At 69.3% G+C, this 16,706-nt stretch carries 14 protein-coding genes; 4 read left to right on the top strand and 10 right to left on the bottom strand.

Annotated elements, in window-relative coordinates; genetic code table 11:
• Nucleotides 1-90 precede the first annotated feature (90 nt).
• Together ABAZ39_RS13665 and ABAZ39_RS13660 are read left to right on the top strand one after the other, a co-directional pair.
• Nucleotides 91-534, top strand: a complete 444-nt coding sequence (locus ABAZ39_RS13665; protein WP_038530158.1) for a DUF2231 domain-containing protein — start codon at nucleotides 91-93, stop codon at nucleotides 532-534.
• Nucleotides 531-1,892: a PQQ-dependent sugar dehydrogenase gene (locus tag ABAZ39_RS13660; protein ID WP_038530156.1), complete on the top strand. Its 1,362-nt coding sequence runs from the start codon at nucleotides 531-533 to the stop codon at nucleotides 1,890-1,892. Before ABAZ39_RS13665 ends, ABAZ39_RS13660 begins: the two co-directional genes overlap by 4 nt.
• A gap of 57 nt (nucleotides 1,893-1,949) precedes the next feature.
• Here the strand turns inward: ABAZ39_RS13660 and ABAZ39_RS13655 are convergent, their stop codons facing one another.
• On the bottom strand, nucleotides 1,950-2,681 hold the full coding sequence (locus tag ABAZ39_RS13655) for a hypothetical protein (protein WP_247881593.1): 732 nt from the start codon (nucleotides 2,679-2,681) through the stop codon (nucleotides 1,950-1,952).
• 268 nt (nucleotides 2,682-2,949) lie between these two features.
• Between ABAZ39_RS13655 and ABAZ39_RS13650 the strand changes: the two genes are divergently transcribed.
• Together ABAZ39_RS13650 and ABAZ39_RS13645 are read left to right on the top strand one after the other, a co-directional pair.
• On the top strand, nucleotides 2,950-3,825 hold the full coding sequence (locus tag ABAZ39_RS13650; protein ID WP_038530154.1) for an MBL fold metallo-hydrolase: 876 nt from the start codon (nucleotides 2,950-2,952) through the stop codon (nucleotides 3,823-3,825).
• A 146-nt stretch (nucleotides 3,826-3,971) separates the two neighbouring features.
• Complete coding sequence (locus tag ABAZ39_RS13645) at nucleotides 3,972-4,787, top strand: YcbK family protein (protein ID WP_038530151.1); 816 nt, start codon at nucleotides 3,972-3,974, stop codon at nucleotides 4,785-4,787.
• 3 nt (nucleotides 4,788-4,790) lie between these two features.
• Here ABAZ39_RS13645 and ABAZ39_RS13640 read toward each other — a convergent pair whose 3' ends face one another.
• From ABAZ39_RS13640 to ABAZ39_RS13600, 9 genes are all read right to left on the bottom strand, one after another.
• Entirely contained in the window at nucleotides 4,791-5,963 is a 1,173-nt protein-coding gene (locus ABAZ39_RS13640; RefSeq protein WP_038530148.1) for an ABC transporter permease, read from the bottom strand.
• Nucleotides 5,960-6,958 carry an ABC transporter permease gene (locus ABAZ39_RS13635; protein WP_014238963.1) on the bottom strand — a complete coding sequence of 333 codons (999 nt, stop codon included), beginning with the start codon at nucleotides 6,956-6,958 and terminating at the stop codon, nucleotides 5,960-5,962. Before ABAZ39_RS13635 ends, ABAZ39_RS13640 begins: the two co-directional genes overlap by 4 nt.
• 4 nt (nucleotides 6,959-6,962) lie before the next feature.
• Nucleotides 6,963-8,855 (bottom strand): ABC transporter substrate-binding protein, encoded by a 1,893-nt coding sequence (locus ABAZ39_RS13630; RefSeq protein WP_038530145.1) that lies wholly within the window; start codon nucleotides 8,853-8,855, stop codon nucleotides 6,963-6,965.
• Nucleotides 8,855-10,753 carry an ABC transporter ATP-binding protein gene (locus ABAZ39_RS13625; protein WP_038530143.1) on the bottom strand — a complete coding sequence of 633 codons (1,899 nt, stop codon included), beginning with the start codon at nucleotides 10,751-10,753 and terminating at the stop codon, nucleotides 8,855-8,857. Before ABAZ39_RS13625 ends, ABAZ39_RS13630 begins: the two co-directional genes overlap by 1 nt.
• On the bottom strand, nucleotides 10,750-11,322 hold the full coding sequence (locus tag ABAZ39_RS13620) for a hypothetical protein (protein WP_038530141.1): 573 nt from the start codon (nucleotides 11,320-11,322) through the stop codon (nucleotides 10,750-10,752). The genes ABAZ39_RS13625 and ABAZ39_RS13620 overlap by 4 nt, the downstream gene beginning before the upstream one ends.
• A gap of 3 nt (nucleotides 11,323-11,325) precedes the next feature.
• Complete coding sequence (locus ABAZ39_RS13615) at nucleotides 11,326-12,126, bottom strand: polysaccharide deacetylase family protein (protein ID WP_051658028.1); 801 nt, start codon at nucleotides 12,124-12,126, stop codon at nucleotides 11,326-11,328.
• A gap of 191 nt (nucleotides 12,127-12,317) precedes the next feature.
• Nucleotides 12,318-13,475, bottom strand: a complete 1,158-nt coding sequence (locus tag ABAZ39_RS13610; protein WP_038530139.1) for a glycosyltransferase family protein — start codon at nucleotides 13,473-13,475, stop codon at nucleotides 12,318-12,320.
• A 53-nt stretch (nucleotides 13,476-13,528) separates the two neighbouring features.
• Nucleotides 13,529-13,984 (bottom strand): cyclic nucleotide-binding domain-containing protein, encoded by a 456-nt coding sequence (locus tag ABAZ39_RS13605; protein ID WP_038530137.1) that lies wholly within the window; start codon nucleotides 13,982-13,984, stop codon nucleotides 13,529-13,531.
• Nucleotides 13,985-14,012: 28 nt separating this feature from the next.
• On the bottom strand, nucleotides 14,013-16,652 hold the full coding sequence (locus ABAZ39_RS13600; RefSeq protein WP_038530135.1) for an ABC transporter ATP-binding protein: 2,640 nt from the start codon (nucleotides 16,650-16,652) through the stop codon (nucleotides 14,013-14,015).
• Nucleotides 16,653-16,706 lie beyond the last annotated feature (54 nt).

The raw sequence follows: 16,706 nt of genomic DNA, 5'->3' as shown, positions 1-16,706 counted from the left end.
AGCGCGGAACCATCCTCATCCCTGCCCATTGAAAAGATTGATTTCCGCGCCGCGTCGGCACGGACCCCCGTCGGGCAAGGAGATGACGTCTTGGTAGCCATCGTCGATCACGGCAGACCGGCAAGGGCCATCCATCCCTTGCACGCGGTGCTGCTTGCCGCCTCCCTTCCGCTGTTCCTGGGCGGCCTGCTCTGCGACATCGCCTATTCCAGGAGCTTCGAAATCCAGTGGAGCAACTTCGCCGCCTGGCTGATCGCCGGCGGCATGGTCTTCGCCGGCTTCTCGCTCCTCTGGGCCTTCATCGACCTGTTCCGCGCCGGCCGGCGCCGTGGCCGCGGGCTCGTCTACTTCGTCCTGCTGCTCGTCACCGTCGCGCTTGGCCTCGTCAATGCCTTCGTGCATGCGCGGGATGCGTGGGGAATCATGCCCGAGGGCATGATCCTGTCGGCGGCCGTCGCCGTGACCGCCCTCCTGGCGACTTGGTTCGGCTTCTCCAGCTTCGGCATGAGCCGCCGGATGGGAGAGACGCGATGACACGCTCCAGCCTGCTGGCCGCCGCAGCACTCGTCGCCCTGCTGACCGCCTGCGACGACAACAACCCGTCGCAGCCCGTGTACGGCGCCAACCCGCCTCTGCCGGAACAGCAGTACGGCCTGCTGCCCAGCATGAAGATCGCCAACCCCGCCTCCTGGGGCGACCGGAAACCGACCGTTCCGGAGGGCTTCACCGTCACGGCGATCGCCACCGACCTCGGCATCCCGCGCCAGACCCTCGTCCTTCCCAACGGCGACATCCTGGTCGCCGAAGGCCGGGGCGGTTCGGCCCCGCCGCTGCGGCCCAAGGATTTCATTGCGGGCATCATCAAGGCCAAGGGCACGACCTCGGTCCCCAGCGGCAACCGCATCACCCTGCTGCGCGACGCCGACGGCGACGGGAAGTACGAGGAGCGCACGGTCTTCGCCGACCAGCTGAACGCCCCCTACGGGCTGGCCTTCGTGAACGGCCAGATCTACGTCGCGAACCAGGACGCGCTGGTGCGCTTCCCCTACCGCGAGGGCCAGACCCGCGCCGAGGGGCCGCCGGAGAAGGTCGCCGACCTGCCCTCCTACATCAACCATCACTGGACCAAGTCGCTGGCCGCCAGCCCGGACGGGCGCTTCCTCTATGTCGGCATCGGCTCCAACAGCAACATCACCGAACGCGGGATGCCCGCCGAGGCCGACCGCGCGATGGTCTGGGAGATCGACGCGCAGACGGGCGCGCACCGACCCTACGCCACAGGCTTGCGCAACCCCACCGCGCTCGCCATCCAGCCGGGAACCGGCACGCTGTGGGCGGTGGTCAACGAGCGCGACGAGCTTGGCCCCAACCTCGTTCCCGACTACCTGACCTCGGTCCGCGAGGGCGCCTTCTACGGCTGGCCCTACAGCTACTGGGGCCAGAACGTCGATCCGCGCGCCCAGCCGCAGAAGCCGGAGCTGGTCGCCGCGGCGATCAAGCCGGACTATGCCCTGGGCTCGCACGTCGCGGCCCTCGGCGTGGCCTTCTCCTCGCCGGTGATGGGCGAGCGCTTCGCCGACGGCGTGTTCGTCGGCGAGCATGGCAGCTGGAACCGCAGCGTGCCCAGCGGCTACAAGGTGATCTTCGTCCCCTTCCGCGACGGCGCCCCCGCCGGCGATCCGGTCGAGGTGGTGACCGGCTTCATGGGCGAGGACGGCCACACCTACGGCCGGCCGGTCGGCGTCACGGTGGACCCCAAGGGCGCGCTGATCATCGCCGACGACCTGTCGAACACGGTCTGGCGCGTCGCGGTGACCGATCGCTCGCCCAGCGCGGAAGGACCGGCGGATCTGGGCAGCGCGACGACCGATGGGAACGGATCGTCCAACTGAAACGGGCCAACTGAAACGGGCCAACTGAAACGGGCCAACTGAAACGGGAACACCGTGTCAGGGCCGCTTGCCGAGCGGTCCTGACCGGTCCGAGATGGTGACGGCGACCGGATAGCCCATCCAGCGCTGGCGCTTGTTCTCCAGGGCCGCGCTGCCGCGCGCCGGACCGGCCGGACGCCCGCCGCCCCACAGGCCGCGGCCGCGCGGCACCACGGGCAGCAGCCGGATCTTGCGCCCGACGATGGCCAGCCGGCGGCGCCAGTGGGCGACCAGCTTGGGCGAGGTGCCGACCCGCCGCGCGATCTCGTGGTCGGCCAGCAGGGCGCTGTTGGGGTCCTGCAACAGGTCGAGGATGGCGCGGCGCTTGTCCAGGCTGGTGTGGCGGCTGTGCTTGCGCTCCAGCGCCTTGCCGAGGTCCCAGAGCTTCTCGGCGGTTTCGCGGGCGAGGCCGCGCCAGCGGTCGGCCTCCTCGCGCTGGCGCTCCATGTCGCCGTTGCTCTTCTCAAGCTGACGCTTCAACCCGGCCACCTCCAGCTCCAGATCGCGCACCTGACGGCGCAAGCCCTGGACGAGCTGGTCGGGCGGCGGCGGACGGTCGGGCGGCGGGGCGCTGGCGGCGGGCGGCGGTTCCGGGGTGGTGGAGACCGGACGGGCACCGCGGGCAAGATCGCGGAACGACAGGCCGGCCCTCGACAGCATGATGCGCGCGGCGCGCAGAGCGGACTGGGCCTCGCCCTGATGCTCCGACTCGGCCATGGCGAGGACTTTGGCGAGTTTGTCTGGGTCCATCCGAGGGGTCGGGGTCCGGAGGCGATTTTTCGCGTCGATGGGCGAACGGGCGCAAACTACCACATCTTATTGGATTGGGCATCTCCACATCTTGGCGGTGCGGCACGCCTTTTCCTCTTACCCCCGTCTTGTGCCGTCCCCCCTTCTATCGAGGCGGAATGTCTGCCTGCCTGCCGTCGGACCGGCCTATGGACGCGCCGGAGGGTCGTTTCGTGAAACAACCTTTTCACTCGACTCGCGAGGGTCCTACCGCCAAATTGTCGGTACCATGACGGCACGAACCGTTTCCGACGCCTGTTCCGGTGCGCCCGACACCCCGCCGGACTTCACCGTCCGCTTCTGGGGCGTGCGTGGCAGCATCGCCTCCCCGGGGCCGGACACGGTCCGCTACGGCGGCAACACCCCCTGCGTCGAGCTGCGCTGCGGGGACGCTCTTCTGGTTCTCGACGCCGGCACCGGCCTTCGTCCGCTGGGCGAGGCGCTGATGCGCCAGGGGGAGCCGGTGGACGTCGATCTGCTGCTGACCCACAGCCATCTCGACCACATCTGCGGCCTGCCCTTCTTCGCGCCGGCCTTCGACGCGGCCAGCCGTGTGCGGATCAGGGCCGGCCATCTGGAGCGGGAGCGGACGATGCGCTCCGTCCTGGAATGCATGATGTCGGCACCGCTGTTCCCGGTCCCGGTGGAGATCTTCCGGGCCGACTGCACCTTCCACGATTTCGTCAGCGGCGAAACGCTGGCGGTCAAGCCGGGCGTCACCGTGCGCACCACCGCGCTGAACCACCCGGACGGGGCCACCGGCTACCGCGTGGAGTTCGCCGGGCGCAGCCTGTGCTACGTCACCGACACCGAACACCCCGCCGCCGGGCGCGACCCCGCCGTGATGGAGCTGGTGCGCGGCAGCGACCTGCTGATCTACGACTGCACCTACACCGACGCCGAATACGCCGCCCGCGTCGGCTGGGGCCATTCGACCTGGGAGGAGTGCCTGCGCATCGCCGACGAGGCCGATGTGAAGCGCGCGGTCATCTTCCACCACGATCCCCGGCGCACCGACGCTGAGCTGGATGTGATCGCCACCGCCGCCGAGGCCCGGCGCCCCGGCACGCTGGTCGCCCGCGAAGGCATGGCGCTTCCCCTCTGATCGGCAACTATCCCCTTGGACAGTGATGCGCCGATGACACGGCCAAGCCTCCGTTCGCGTCCCGTGGCCCGTTGTCACTGCCGGATCGTGTGACAATTATGGTATGAAAACCGCCTGCAACCGCAGAGAGAACTCTGGGGAGACGCATGCGGCATCTTCTGCGCTTATCGTTGCTGGGCCTGCTCGCCGGCGGAATGCTCGCCGGCTGTGCTTCCACTCCGGGTCCCCAGGCCTCGTTCGATGGCGGCCCCCGCTCGATCGTCCTGCACCATCCCGCCAGCGGCGAGACGGTCAGCGTCACCTACCGCCGCGCCGACGGCTATGACCCGCAGGCCCTGGACCGCATCGCCACCCTGTTCCGCGACCGCCGCACCGGCGAGACGGTGCCCGTCGATCCCACGCTGGTGGAGCTTCTGGCCGACCTGCGGGATCGCTGCGGCGCCGACGCCGACACGCCGGTCCACATCACCTCGGGCTACCGCTCGCCGCTGACCAACGTCACGCTGGCGCGCAGCAACCCGAACGTGGCGGAGAACAGCTATCACCTGCGCGGGCAGGCCGCCGACATCTCCATCCCCGGCGTCCCGCCCCGCCGCCTCGCCGACGAGGCCGCGGCCCTGCAGCGCGGCGGCTACGCGCTCTATCCCCACACCGGCCACGTCCATGTGGACACCGGCCCGGTCCGTACCTGGAGCCCGAAGGGCGGCGACCCCCGCATCCTGGAGGCCAGGGCGACTCCCGCGAAGGCCGCGTCGGGCAAGGCGGTCGCCGCCAAACCGGCACCCGCCGCCCCGCGGACGCAGGTCGCGGCGGCCGAGCCCGCCCCGCCGAAGCGCCCCCCGGCCAAGGCCGCGCCCGCCTCCGCCCCGGCGAAGGGCAACGACGCCGACCTCGCCCGCGTCCGCATGGTGCTGGCCTCCCTCAAGGAGCAGCCGGAGCCTGCGGCGAAGAAGAAGCCCTGAGGGTTACCGATACGGGTCCGCGGCGTCCCGCAGGCCGTCGCCGAGAAAGTTGAAGCTCAGCACGGTCACGATCACCGGCAGCACCGGCAGCATCAGCCAGGGGTACAGCGCCACCACGTTGATGTTCTGCGCCTCGGTCAGCAGCACCCCCCAGCTGGTGATCGGCGGGCGCAGGCCGAGGCCGAGGAAGCTCAGCGCCGTCTCGCCCAGGATCATGCCGGGGATGGCCAGCGTCGCCGAGGCGATCAGGTGGCTCATGAAGCTGGGCAGCAGGTGCCGGCCGATGATGCGGGCCGGGCTGGCGCCCATCAGCTGGGCGGCGGTGGTGAAGTCCTCCTCGCGCAGGGCCAGCAGCTTGGAGCGCACGGCGCGGGCGAGGCCGGTCCATTCCAGAAGGCCGAGGATCACCGTGATCCCGAAATAGATGAAGATCGGGTTCCAGGTGACGGGCAGGGCGGCGGACAGGGCCATCCACAGCGGCAGTTCGGGGAAGGAGCGGATGATCTCGATCAGCCGCTGGATCAGGTTGTCCACCCAGCCGCCGTAATAGCCGGCGATACCGCCGATCACGATGCCCAGCACGAAGCTGACCGCGACGCCGATCAGCCCGATGGTCAGCGAGATGCGCGTCCCATAGATCATCCGCGACAGCAGGTCCCGCCCCAGCCGGTCGGTCCCCATGAGGAACAGCGTCCCGCCGTCGGCCGGGCAGGCGAGGTGCCAGTCGCTCTCCACCAGCCCCCAGAACGCGTAACGGTCGCCGCGGCAGAGGAAGCGGATCGGTTGCACCTTCGTGGGGTCCGGCGTGTAGTCCCGCTTCAGGATCTCCATGTCCAGCCGATAGCTGTAACCGTAGACGAACGGGCCGACGAACTGCCCCTCGTGGAACAGATGCACGGTCTGCGGCGGGGCGTGGATGAAGTGGGAATTGCGGCTGTCCACCGCGTAGGGGGCCAGGATCTCGCTGACCAGGGTCGAGGCGTAGAGCAGCAGCAGCACGATGCCCGAGGCCACCGCCAGCTTGTGCTGCCGCAGCTTCCACCAGACCATCCGCCATTGTGAGGCGGTGGTGAAGCGCTCCTGCTCGGGCGACAGCCGCTCGACCTCGTCGGGGTCCCAGGGGGCGGTGTCGACGGTGTGGGGCAGGGGGGGTGCAGGGGGCAGGGTGGCGCTCATCGGCTGGCTCCCCCGCTCAGGCGGATGCGCGGGTCGAGCGCGGCCAGCGCCAGATCGGACAGGAAGACCCCGATCACCGTCAGCACGGCCAGGAACATCAGGAAGGACCCGGCCAGATACATGTCCTGGCTGCGCAGCGCCTGGAGCAGCATCGGCCCCGTCGTCGGCAGCGACATCACCACCGACACGATGGCGGCACCGGAGACGACCTGCGGCAGCAGGTTGCCGATGTCCGACACGAAGGGGTTCAGCGCCACCCGCAGCGGGTATTTCACCAGCGCCCGGCCCGGCGGCAGGCCCTTGGCCCGCGCGGTGACGACGTAGGGCTTGTGCAGCTCGTCCAGCAGGTTGGCGCGCAGGCGGCGGATCATCGCGGCGGTGCCGGCGGTGCCGATGACGATCACCGGAATCCACATGTGCTCGAACACGCTCATCGCCTTGCCCCAGCTCCAGGGCTGGCCGATGTAGCGCGGGTCCATCAGCCCGCCGATCGAGGTGCCGAACCACACGTTGGCGAAATACAGCATGACCAGCGCCAGAAGGAAGCTGGGCGTCGCCAGCCCGAGGAAGCCGAGGAAGGTCAGAACGTAGTCGCCCAGGCTGTACTGCCGCGTCGCCGAATAGATGCCGATGGGGAAGGACACCACCCAGATGAACAGGATGGTCGCGAAGGACACGATGGCGGTCAGCGACAGCCGGTCGCCCACCACGTCGGCCACCGGCAGGTTGTATTCGAAGGAATAGCCGAAGTCCCCGCGCAGCATGCCGGCCAGCCACAGCGCGTACTGTTCGTACATCGGCCGGTCGAGTCCGTAGGTCTCGCGCAGCATGGCCAGCCGGCCCTGGTCCATGCTCTCGCCCCGGCTCTGCATCTCGTTGACCAGCGTGGTCAGATAGTCGCCGGGGGGAAGCTGGATGATGACGAAGGTGATGACGCTGATCGCCAGCAGCGTCGGGATCATGATGAGGATGCGGCGGATCACGTAGCCCAGCATGGCCTCACCCCTTCTCGTCGAACCAGAAGCCGTCGGGCCGGTACAGCCCGAAATGCGCGCCGGGGTCGTAGTTGAACAGACCCTCCTCCGGCACGTTGCGCAGGGCGCGGCGCGCCACCACCGGCTGCGGCACCCCGGCCACCGTGCCGATGGTGAAGACCTGCTCGGCGTTGAGCGTCAGGATGCGCGTCCAGGCCGCCGCCCGACCCGCCTCGTCCGGGGCGTCGCGCCAGGCGCGGAAGGCCTCCAGCAGGTCGCGCGCCTCGGGCATGTCGGGGCGCTCGCCATCCTTGCCCATGGTCTGGAAGAACTGGCCCCATTTCGGCCACTGGTACTTGGCCTGATCGACCGGCACCAGCTCGGCGGGGCTCATGTCCGCTGTGGCGATGGCGTTGTCCAGCCCGCGCGAAATCGACATGCAGGTGTCGCCGGCGAAGATGCGGTTGCGGAACACGTCGAGCTGCGAGGAGCGGATGTAGAGCCGCGCCCCGATGCGCCGCCAGCCGTCGGCGATCAGCTCCAGCGCGTCCGTCTCCTCCGTGCTTTCCCCGGCTGTTTCCACCACGATCTCCAACGGGCGGCCGTCGGGCAGCAGGCGGACGCCGTTGACGTCGCGCTTGGTCAGGCCGATCTCGTCGAGCAGCCGGTTGGCCTGCCGGACGTCGAACTGCGCCCAGCGGTCGTGGTAGGCCGGCACCCACAGGGGCGAGACCTCCAGCAGCGTGTTGTTGGTCGGGATGGCGAGGCCGTAATAGATGACCTGGTTCATCTCCTCGCGGTCGATGGCCAGCGACAGGGCGCGGCGGTAGCGCACGTCGCGGTTCAGCGCGCGCCACACCGGGTCGTTGCAGTTCAGGTTGGGAAACAGCGCCATCTGCGCCCCGATGCCGGTGCGCCACAGCGTGACCCGTTGGTCGTTGCGCTTCGCCCCCTGCTTCAGGAAGGTGTAGTTGTCGAACCGCAGGTAACGCGCCTGGAGGTCGCTCTCGCCGGCTCCCGTCTTGGCCGGGATGATCTTGGCGTCGGCCACCGTCATGATGACCCGGTCGATGTAGGGCAACTGCCGCCCCGCCGGGTCGACCCGATGGAAATAGGGGTTCCTTACGAAGATGAAACGTTCCGCGGGCGGAGCGGTCGTCGGCACCCAGGGCTGCAGGGTCGGCAGGTCCGGGTTGTCGAACTCGGTCAGATTGTCCTTGCGGTTGTGAAGCTGCTGCCAGCTTTTCTGCCGCTCCGCTTCCACCCGCTGCTTCAGTTCCAGCGGTTCGGTGAAGCGCGGGTGGAAGCGCCGCAGGTAATGGGCCGGGGCGTAGATCTCCACCGGCTTGGCTCCGGCCAGCATGGGCAGGAAGAAGGGGTTGGGGCGCGACCACGTGTAGCGCACCGCCGCGGCGTCCAGCACCTCGAACTTGGGCGCTTCCCCGGCCACCATCATCTCCGGCGGCGGTCCGCCGGGGGAGCGTTTGGCGTTGTTGGCCATGTCCTCCCACCAGTAGCGGAAGTCCTCCGCCGTGAAGGGATGGCCGTCCGACCAGCGGTGGCCGCGGCGCAGCGTGAAGGTGAAGATCCGCCCCTCCTCGACATCCACCCGCTCCAGGATGTCGGGGACGATGCGCAGGCTCGGGGTCAGCGCGACCAGCCGGGCGTAGCTGTAGACGTAGATCAGTCGCGTGTCCTTGGTCCGCGCCATCAGCAGGCGCAGGTCGCCGCCATGGCGCCCCGGCGACTGCCAGGGCCGGTCCATCGGCTCGACCAGCGGGGTGAGCGGCAGCCGCTTCTCCACCGGCGGCAGCGACCCGGCGCCCACCGCGTTCTCCAGCATCGGCGTCTCGACCGCGTCGAAGGCGCTGAGTGCCAGGAAGGCGAGGAGGAGCAGGGCAGGGCGGGCCAGCCTCATCACGCCACCTCCCGCACGCGGATGGCGGCGTCGGCGCGCACGCAATGGCCGCCGCCGAGATCGACCAGATGGGGCTGATGGTCGTCGTCGATGGTGAAGGGGGCGGGCCAGCGCGCGGGGTCGGAGGCGCGGCCCTCCTCCAGGTCGGTCAGCGACAGCGGGCGGCTGGGGTCCGGTTCCGGCACAGCGGTCAGCAGGGCACGGGTGTAGGGGTGGACCGGGTTGCGGAACAGCGCCTCGCGCGGCGCCGACTCGACGATCCGGCCACGGCACATCACCAGGATGCGGTCGGCCATGTAGTCCACCACGGCCAGATTGTGGCTGACGAACAGGTAGGTCAGACCGAGCCGTTCCTTCAGGTCTTTCAGCAAGTTCAGCACCTGGGCCTGGATCGACACGTCGAGCGCCGACACCGGCTCGTCGAGCAGCAGAAGCTCGGGCCGCAGGGCCAGCGCGCGGGCGATGCCGATGCGCTGGCGCTGGCCGCCGGAGAAGCTGTGCGGGTAGCGGCGCAGATGCCGCGCGTCCAGCCCGACCAGCCCCATCAGTTCCTTCACCCGCGCGGCGCGCTCCGCCTCGTCGCCGATGCCGTGGATGACCAGCGGTTCGGCGATGATGTCGAAGACGGTCATCCGCGGGTTCAGGGAACCGAAGGGGTCCTGGAAGACGAACTGGACCTTGCGGCGGAAGGCGGTCAGCGCGTCGCCCTGCAACCCCAGCACGTCGACGATCCGGCCATGGTCGTTGAAGCGCACGTCTCCGGCGTCCGGAGTCAGGGCGCGCATCAGGATCTTCGACAGGGTGGTCTTGCCGCAGCCCGACTCGCCGACCAGCCCGACGCATTCGCCGCGCGCGATGGCGAAGCTGACATCGTCCACCGCCAGCGTGCCCGCCCCGGCCTTGGCGCCGAACCAGCCGGCCTTGCGCGCGCCGTAGCGCTTGCGCACCCCCTCCACCGCCAGCAGCGGCCCCGCCGCATCGGCGCCGGGCGGCCAGGGCTGGTGATCCTTCTCCAGCAGGCTGCCGCCCTGCGACGTGATGGAGCGGATCGGCACCAGCCGTTCCCCCGGCGCCATGTGGAAGCGCGGAACGGCGCGCAGCAGCGCCTTGAGATAGGGGTGGCGCGGATCGGCGAAGATGTCTTCGCGCGTGCCGGATTCCATGATCCGCCCACGGTGCATCACCACCACCTCGTCGGCGAGGTTGGCGACCACCCCCAGGTCGTGGGTGATGAGCAGGACGGCCATCCCGAGATCGGCCTGGAGGTCCTTGATCAGCTTCAGGATCTGCGCCTGGATGGTGACGTCCAGCGCGGTCGTCGGCTCGTCGGCGATCAGCAGGGCGGGGCGGCAGACCAGCGCCATGGCGATCATCGCGCGCTGGCGCAGGCCGCCCGACAGCTCGAACGGGTAGGTGTCCAACGCCCGCTTCGGGTCGGGGAATCGCACCCGGCGCAGCATGTCCTCGGCTTGCGCGCGGGCCTGCCGGGCGGTCACCCGCTGGTGCAGCCGCACCGCTTCGCTTACCTGATCGCCCACCGTGTGCAGGGGCGACAGCGAGGTCATCGGTTCCTGGAAGATGATCGAAATGCGGCCGCCGCGCAGCGCCCGCATCGCCGTGCCGTCGGCCTTCAGCCCGGCGATGTCGACGGGGCCGGCGCCTTCGTTGACTATGCCGTCGTCGAACAGGATGCGCCCGTCCGCGATGGCGGCGTTGCGGGGCAGGATGCGCAGGATTGACTGCGCCGCCACCGACTTGCCCGAGCCGGATTCCCCGACCAGGGCGACGGTGGACCCCGCCCGCACCCGGAAGGACACGCCGCGCACCGCGTGGACCACGCCGCCCGGCACCTGGAAATCGACCTTCAGGTCCTCCACCCGGAGCAGCGTGCGGCTCATGGCGCCGGCCTCGTTTCGTTGGGGTCTTTTTCATTGGGATCTGCCGGCGGCTCGATGCCGAGGGCGATCAGATTGTCCACCGTCACCGGGGTCAGCGCCACGCCGTTGCGCCCGGCGGCGAGGGCGGCCTGTTCGATCACCGCGTCGAAGCCCTCCAGATTGCTGTCGAAGCGCAGGGTCGTGCCGCCACCGCTCAGCGCCGCCTGCATCCAGCCGTCGTCGCGCCCCCGCTTGGTCGCGTAGTAGCGCAGCTTCAGCCCGGACAGCGCGTCCCAGCGGATGGCGCCGCCCAGCGGCCCGTCGGCCCGCAGGCCCTCGCCGTCCATGGTCAGGCGGGTCAGCTGGCGTTGCAGGGTGCGCGCCGCGAAGACCGCGAACAGCAGCGCGCAGGCCGCCAGCGGCACGGCGATCCAGGGGGTGACGGGCAGGAAGGCCAGCGGCAGCACCGTCAGCGCCAGCCCCGCCCCGGCCCGCGCATAGTCGCCGGCCAGCGCCCCGGCGGGGTAGCGCATCTCCGCGACGGTCGGCGTCTCTCCGGTCGAGGGTCGGGCCATGGGCAGCTCGGCCATGTCTCAGCGAAGTCCTTCTGCGGCGAACAAGGTATCAGCAGCCAACCAACGAGCCGCCGGATGGCGGCGGGTCACGGTCAGGAAACGCTCGGTGAAGGCCCAGGTTTCGCCGTCCATGACCAAATGATGCGTCAGCAGGCCGGTCGCCTCCGCCGCGTCCACCGCGCCCAGCCGCCTAGCGCGCAGATGGGCGACCGCCATGCCCAGCGACTCCGCGTCGCTGAGGAAGCGCTTGCCGTTCTTCCAGGCCACCGGGTCGATGTGTGTATTGACACACATCATGTTGACGGTTGACACACGTCGCGGCCCGAAAACCGACAGGCCGCTGAAGCCCGCACCGGGCAGACCCGCCGTCGCGCCGGGCGCGATGCGGTTCCAAGGCGGCACCAGAACGGGCAGGGCGCGCTGCCCGAACCGACGGTCCAGCACGCTCCGCCCCTCGGCCAGCTCTGCCAGCACGGCGATGGTGGGCCGGTCCGCGCCAAGCTCCGCCTTCTTCGCGGGGGGAGCGGCGTGGTTGGTGTGCGACCAGCCGTGCTGAAGCACCGTGACGGTGGGGGCCGCGTCCACAACGGGGGCGAGGGCGTCCGTGACGCCCGCTGGAATGACCGCCAGGGCCAGCGGCGCGCCGATCTCGACGGACAGGGCGATCATCCGGTCGAGGTCAGGCGTCGGCTCGACGGCGTCGTCGTCGCGCCACCAGAGGGTGGCGGTGCGCCCGGCGGCGGCCCAGGCGTCCAACTCGGCGGTCAGCGCGTCCCAACCGGCGCGCGGCGGGCTGTCGGAAGGGGCAGTTGCGGTCATCGCCTGTTCTGTTCCCTCTCCCCTCTGGGGAGAGGGTTAGGGTGAGGGGGTTGCGCGTGTGCCGGACATACCGCCTTGCGCAACCCCCTCACCCTCCCCTCTCCCCAGAGGGGAGAGGGTTAGAAGGACAGCGAACGCGGTGACCGTCAGCATGGCCCTCGCACCGGAAAAATCCAAGCGCCTTGATTGGTTTAGCGGCTGTTGCCTTGGCGGTAGGCCACCGCGTCCCGCAGCAGGCGGGCGGTGGTGGCGGCGCCGTCCAGGCGCAGCGGGATGGCCGGCGGCGGGGGCAGGGCGAGCGCCTTGGCAACGCCCGCGGCCAGGGTGTCCGGGGTCAGGGTGGCTTCGTCGACCACGGCCAGCCGGCCCCGCTCCTCCAGCAGATGGGCGCGGGTGGCCTGCTCGGTCTCGCTCCCCGCGGCGAAGGGGACGACCACCGCCCGGCAGCCGGCCTGAAGCACGTCGAGCACGGTGTTGTAGCCGGCCTGGCTGATCGACAGGCGGCAGCGGCGGAGCAGGGCGGGGAAGTCGGGCCGCGCCCGCTCCACGATGGTTCCCGGCGGGGCCGCGGCGGCGAGGGCGCGGAACTCCGCCTCCGGCACGTCCGGCCCGGCCAGCAGGCGCCACGGTGCGTCAAGTCCGGGGAGAGTTGACGCACGCACCGCCAGCGCCGCCCGCAGCAGCGGCAGGCCGACCGCTCCGCCGCCCACCGACACGATCACCTCGCCGGTGCCGTCGGCGCCGGTCGCCGCGCCGCCTTGCGGGGCCGCGACATAGCCGGTGTAGCGGATGCGGTCGGCGATTCGCGCGGCGGCGGGGAAGGTCGCCGAGAAGGGGATCAGGTCCGGGTCGCCATGGACCAGCACATGGTCGAACAGCCGTTCCACCGTCGAAACGGTTTCTTCCAGCCGCTCCGGCTTGCCCTTGGTCACCAGGATGTCGCGCACCGACGCGGCGGTGACCGCCCCGCCGGCCTTGGCGGTCTCCAGCAGCGGCAGAAGCTCGAACCGGAAGGCGCGGCGCCCGAAGGGGAAGGATTCGACCAGCAGCGCGTCGGGCCGCACCCGCTCATGAACCTCCAGAACCGTGGCGCGGCGCCGGGCGCGCCACGCGTCGTCGATGGGCCGGTCGTGCTCGTCCAGCAGGGTCTTGAAGCTGCTGTCGGCGGCGCGGGCGGGGGGAAGCTGGACGATGTCCGCCGCCGGGCCGTAATCGATTCCCGGCACCGGATGCCCGCCGCGCAGCACGGTGACGGCGACGCCCGCCTCGGCCAGCCCACGGGTGATCAGCGCGGCGCGGCGGTCGTGGCCGATGCCCAGCAGATGCTGGACGTGGAAGAGAACGCGCATGGGTCGTCCGGTCGCCAGAATATCAAATTGCCAGAATATCAAACGGCTGGAATTCAAGTGGCCTGGGCGGCCAGGACTTCGCGCAGGCGCACGGTCGTCTGTTCCAGGCGGTGGGCCAGCGAGCGCATGATCTCCAGCCCCATCTGCGGGAAGTCGGCGATCATCTGGAGGAAATGGTCCTTCGGCACGCACAGCGCCTCCAGGTCGGTGCTGGCGCGCACGGTGGCGGTGCGCGGCACGTCGCACAGGATGGCGATCTCGCCGACGATCTCGTTGGACCCCAGCGTCGCGACGGCCAGCGGCCCGCCGGGGCCGGTGATGATCACCTCGGCCTCCCCGCGCAGCAGGATATAGGCGCAGGTGCCCATCTCGTCCTGCTCGAACAGGATGTCGCCCGCCCGGAAGCTCAACCGCTCGCTGGTGAAGGCGAGAAGCTTGAGCTTGGAAGTGTCGATGTTGGCGAACAGGGGAATCCTGCGCAGGCAATTGACTTCTTCGGCGATGCTCATGCCGTCTGCCTCCTCAACGCCGCCGGCTTTATTCGGCGGCTATCAACTCATGCAACAACGTACCGGGCTTGTTCAACTCGTCGAAGCGTCCATGCTCGGCGATTCGACCGTCCTTCATCACAATGACTCGCTCGAACGCCCGTGCCAAGCCGGCACGCTGCAGAACCCACACAAGACCACACCCTTTGCGTTCCCCCAGGATCGCGGAATGCACCTTGCTCTGGCTGCTGGTGTCCAGGCCGCTGGTCGCCTCGCTCAGCACCAGCAGGTCCGGGCGCTTCAGCAGGGCGCGGGCCAGCGCCGCCTTCTGGCGCTGCGCGGCGGACAGGCGCGACCCCGCCACCCCCACCGGATGGTCCAGCCCGACCTCTACGATGGTGTCGCGCAGGTGGAGCTGGTCCACCAGCTCCGCCACGATGCGGCCCACCTTGGATTGCACCTGGGCCTGTCCGTAGACCATCCTGCCGAACAGGATGTTGTCCTGGATGCTGGCCGCCGCGTTGTAGGCGTCCGGGTCGAAGAAGGCGACGGCGTGCTTCAGGTCGGCCGGCAGGTCGCTGGCGAACAGGTGCCGCGCCTGCAGCAGCTTCTTCTCCAGGTCCGGGGTCATCAGACCCAGACGGTGGCGGGCGCCGATCAGCTTGAAGGGCAGGGTCATCAGCCGCGTCCGCTCCTCGGGCCGCAGCGCGCCCAGCCCCTCCTTCGCGGTGCGCGCCAGGATGCCCTGGTATTCCGGCAGCTCGGCAAAGCCGATGAAGGAGAAGCGCTCGAAGAACTCGTGGCCGGGCGGCAGGCCGGCGAACAGTTCGACCATGGTCTCCGCCACCTTGTGGCCGGTCTCCAGAATGGTGTCCGTCAGCCCCACCTTGTCCAGCACATGCAACATATAGGGATTGGAGGCCAGCGCGTCAGTCTGGAAGATCGGCCCGACCGGCGTTCCGAACAGCAGATTTTCCGCCAGCGTGGCGTTCACGGTGTAGCGGTCGGGGTCGAAGCGCTCCACCAGACGCCCCAGGTCCGGGTTGTTCAGCATCATGGCGCGCATGGCGTCGCGCGCCTCCATCACGCGGGTGGCCACGTCGGGGCGAAGCTCCGGATCGACGGTGCGGTTGAGACCCATGCCGTACACGTCGTCCTGAAGCGAAACCATTGTCACCACGCGCAGGATGCGGGCCTTCAGGTCCTCCGGCCCGTCGCAGCCGGCGGCGGCGTAGTCGATCCAGTCGGCGTGCACGTCCTCGGTGGCGTTGCCGGACAGCACCGACTCGGTCATCCGGCTCTTGCGATGCTCCTCGGCTTCCTCGCTTTCGCCATTCTCGCGCAGCGGCCGGTGGCGCAGCCCGTAGACGAGGTTGTCGTAGAGCGAGGCCGAGAACAGATAGGGGGAGGCCCCGACATAGGCGGCGCGCCGCCCGGTCACGCTCTCCGGCAGTTCCGCGTAATCGTGCTCGCCCAGCCGGATCTGGCCCGAGGAGGGCAGCAGCACGCGCGCGGCGAGCTGCGCCAGCTCGTCCCGCCCGGAGCCGACGCCGATCAGCGCGGTGTGGCCGTCCAGCGGGATGTCGCAGGTCACCCCCTCCAGAATGGGCGAGCCGCCGTCCTCGCCGAACCCGACGTTGTGGAAGGACAGGCTGCCCTTGAAGGGGACGTCCTCCTCCTCGCGCAGCAGGCGTTCGGCCAGCAGGTCGGGGACGTGGAACTGCTCCACCACCTGCTCGTACTTGATCCGGTTGTCCTCCTTCTGCTGGTACCAGTCGAGGAGTTCCTTCCAAGGGGCGGCCAAGTCCTTGTAGGCCGCCAGCACCGCGACCAGAGCACCGAAGGACAATTGGCCGTGGATCACCAGATAACCACCGATCGAATAGAAGAAGAACGGCGTCAGCTGGTTTATGAAGTTGTTGAGAAATTTGACAAAGAACTTTCTTTGGTAAATCTCGAAACGGATGCGGTACACGTCGCCCAGGCGGTGGCTGAGATCGGCGAGATGCCAGGACGCCGTGTTGTGGGTGTGGACCTCCTGGATGCCGGACACCGTCTCGCCGATGCGGTCGGCGATCTGGCGCATGGCACGTACGCGCTGTTTGCCAAGCTGATTGACCTTGCGCTGAAGCCGTGGGATGAGCCAGCCTTGGAACGGGTACAGCGACACCGCCGCCGCCCCCAGCACCGGGTCCTGGACGAAGATGAAGACGATGTAGACCAGCAGGGTGCCGCCCTGGAACACCGGGATGGCGATGGCGTCCCCGATGAAGCCGCCCAGCGGTTCCACCTCCGCCGTGATCATGGGGATGATCTCCCCGGACGACATCTTGCGGAAGCGGGGCAGGGGGAAGCGCAGGACGCGCACATACAGTTCGTAGCGCAGGCGGCGGAGCATCCGCTCGCCCAGGCGGCCCTTGTAGGTGTTTATGACGTACTTGAACGCGCCGTTGACCAGCACCAAAGTCAGGAACAGGCCGCATAGGACGAACAGGTAAGTCACCTGATCGAGATGGAATCCGAGGAAGGACTCAGGCAGCTTCTTCCCGGCAATCGCCTCGTTGACGATCCGTTTCGGGAGGTCGAGCGAGGCGTAAAGGAAGGGGAAGGACGCCAGGGTCATCAGGGTCAGCACGATCTGCTGACGGACGCTGTGCCGAAGGATGAATCGGAAAATGCTGGATTCCATAGCGCCATTCTACGCAAGGGGACGCCGGTGCCGGGAGCAGGCAGAAACCTTACC

It is taken from the genome of Azospirillum argentinense (assembly GCF_000632475.1).
In the GTDB taxonomy this organism is placed as follows: Bacteria; Pseudomonadota; Alphaproteobacteria; order Azospirillales; family Azospirillaceae; genus Azospirillum; species Azospirillum baldaniorum.
The sequence above is the reverse complement of the archived record's forward strand: the minus strand, read 5'-3'. Positions and strand labels throughout refer to the sequence as shown.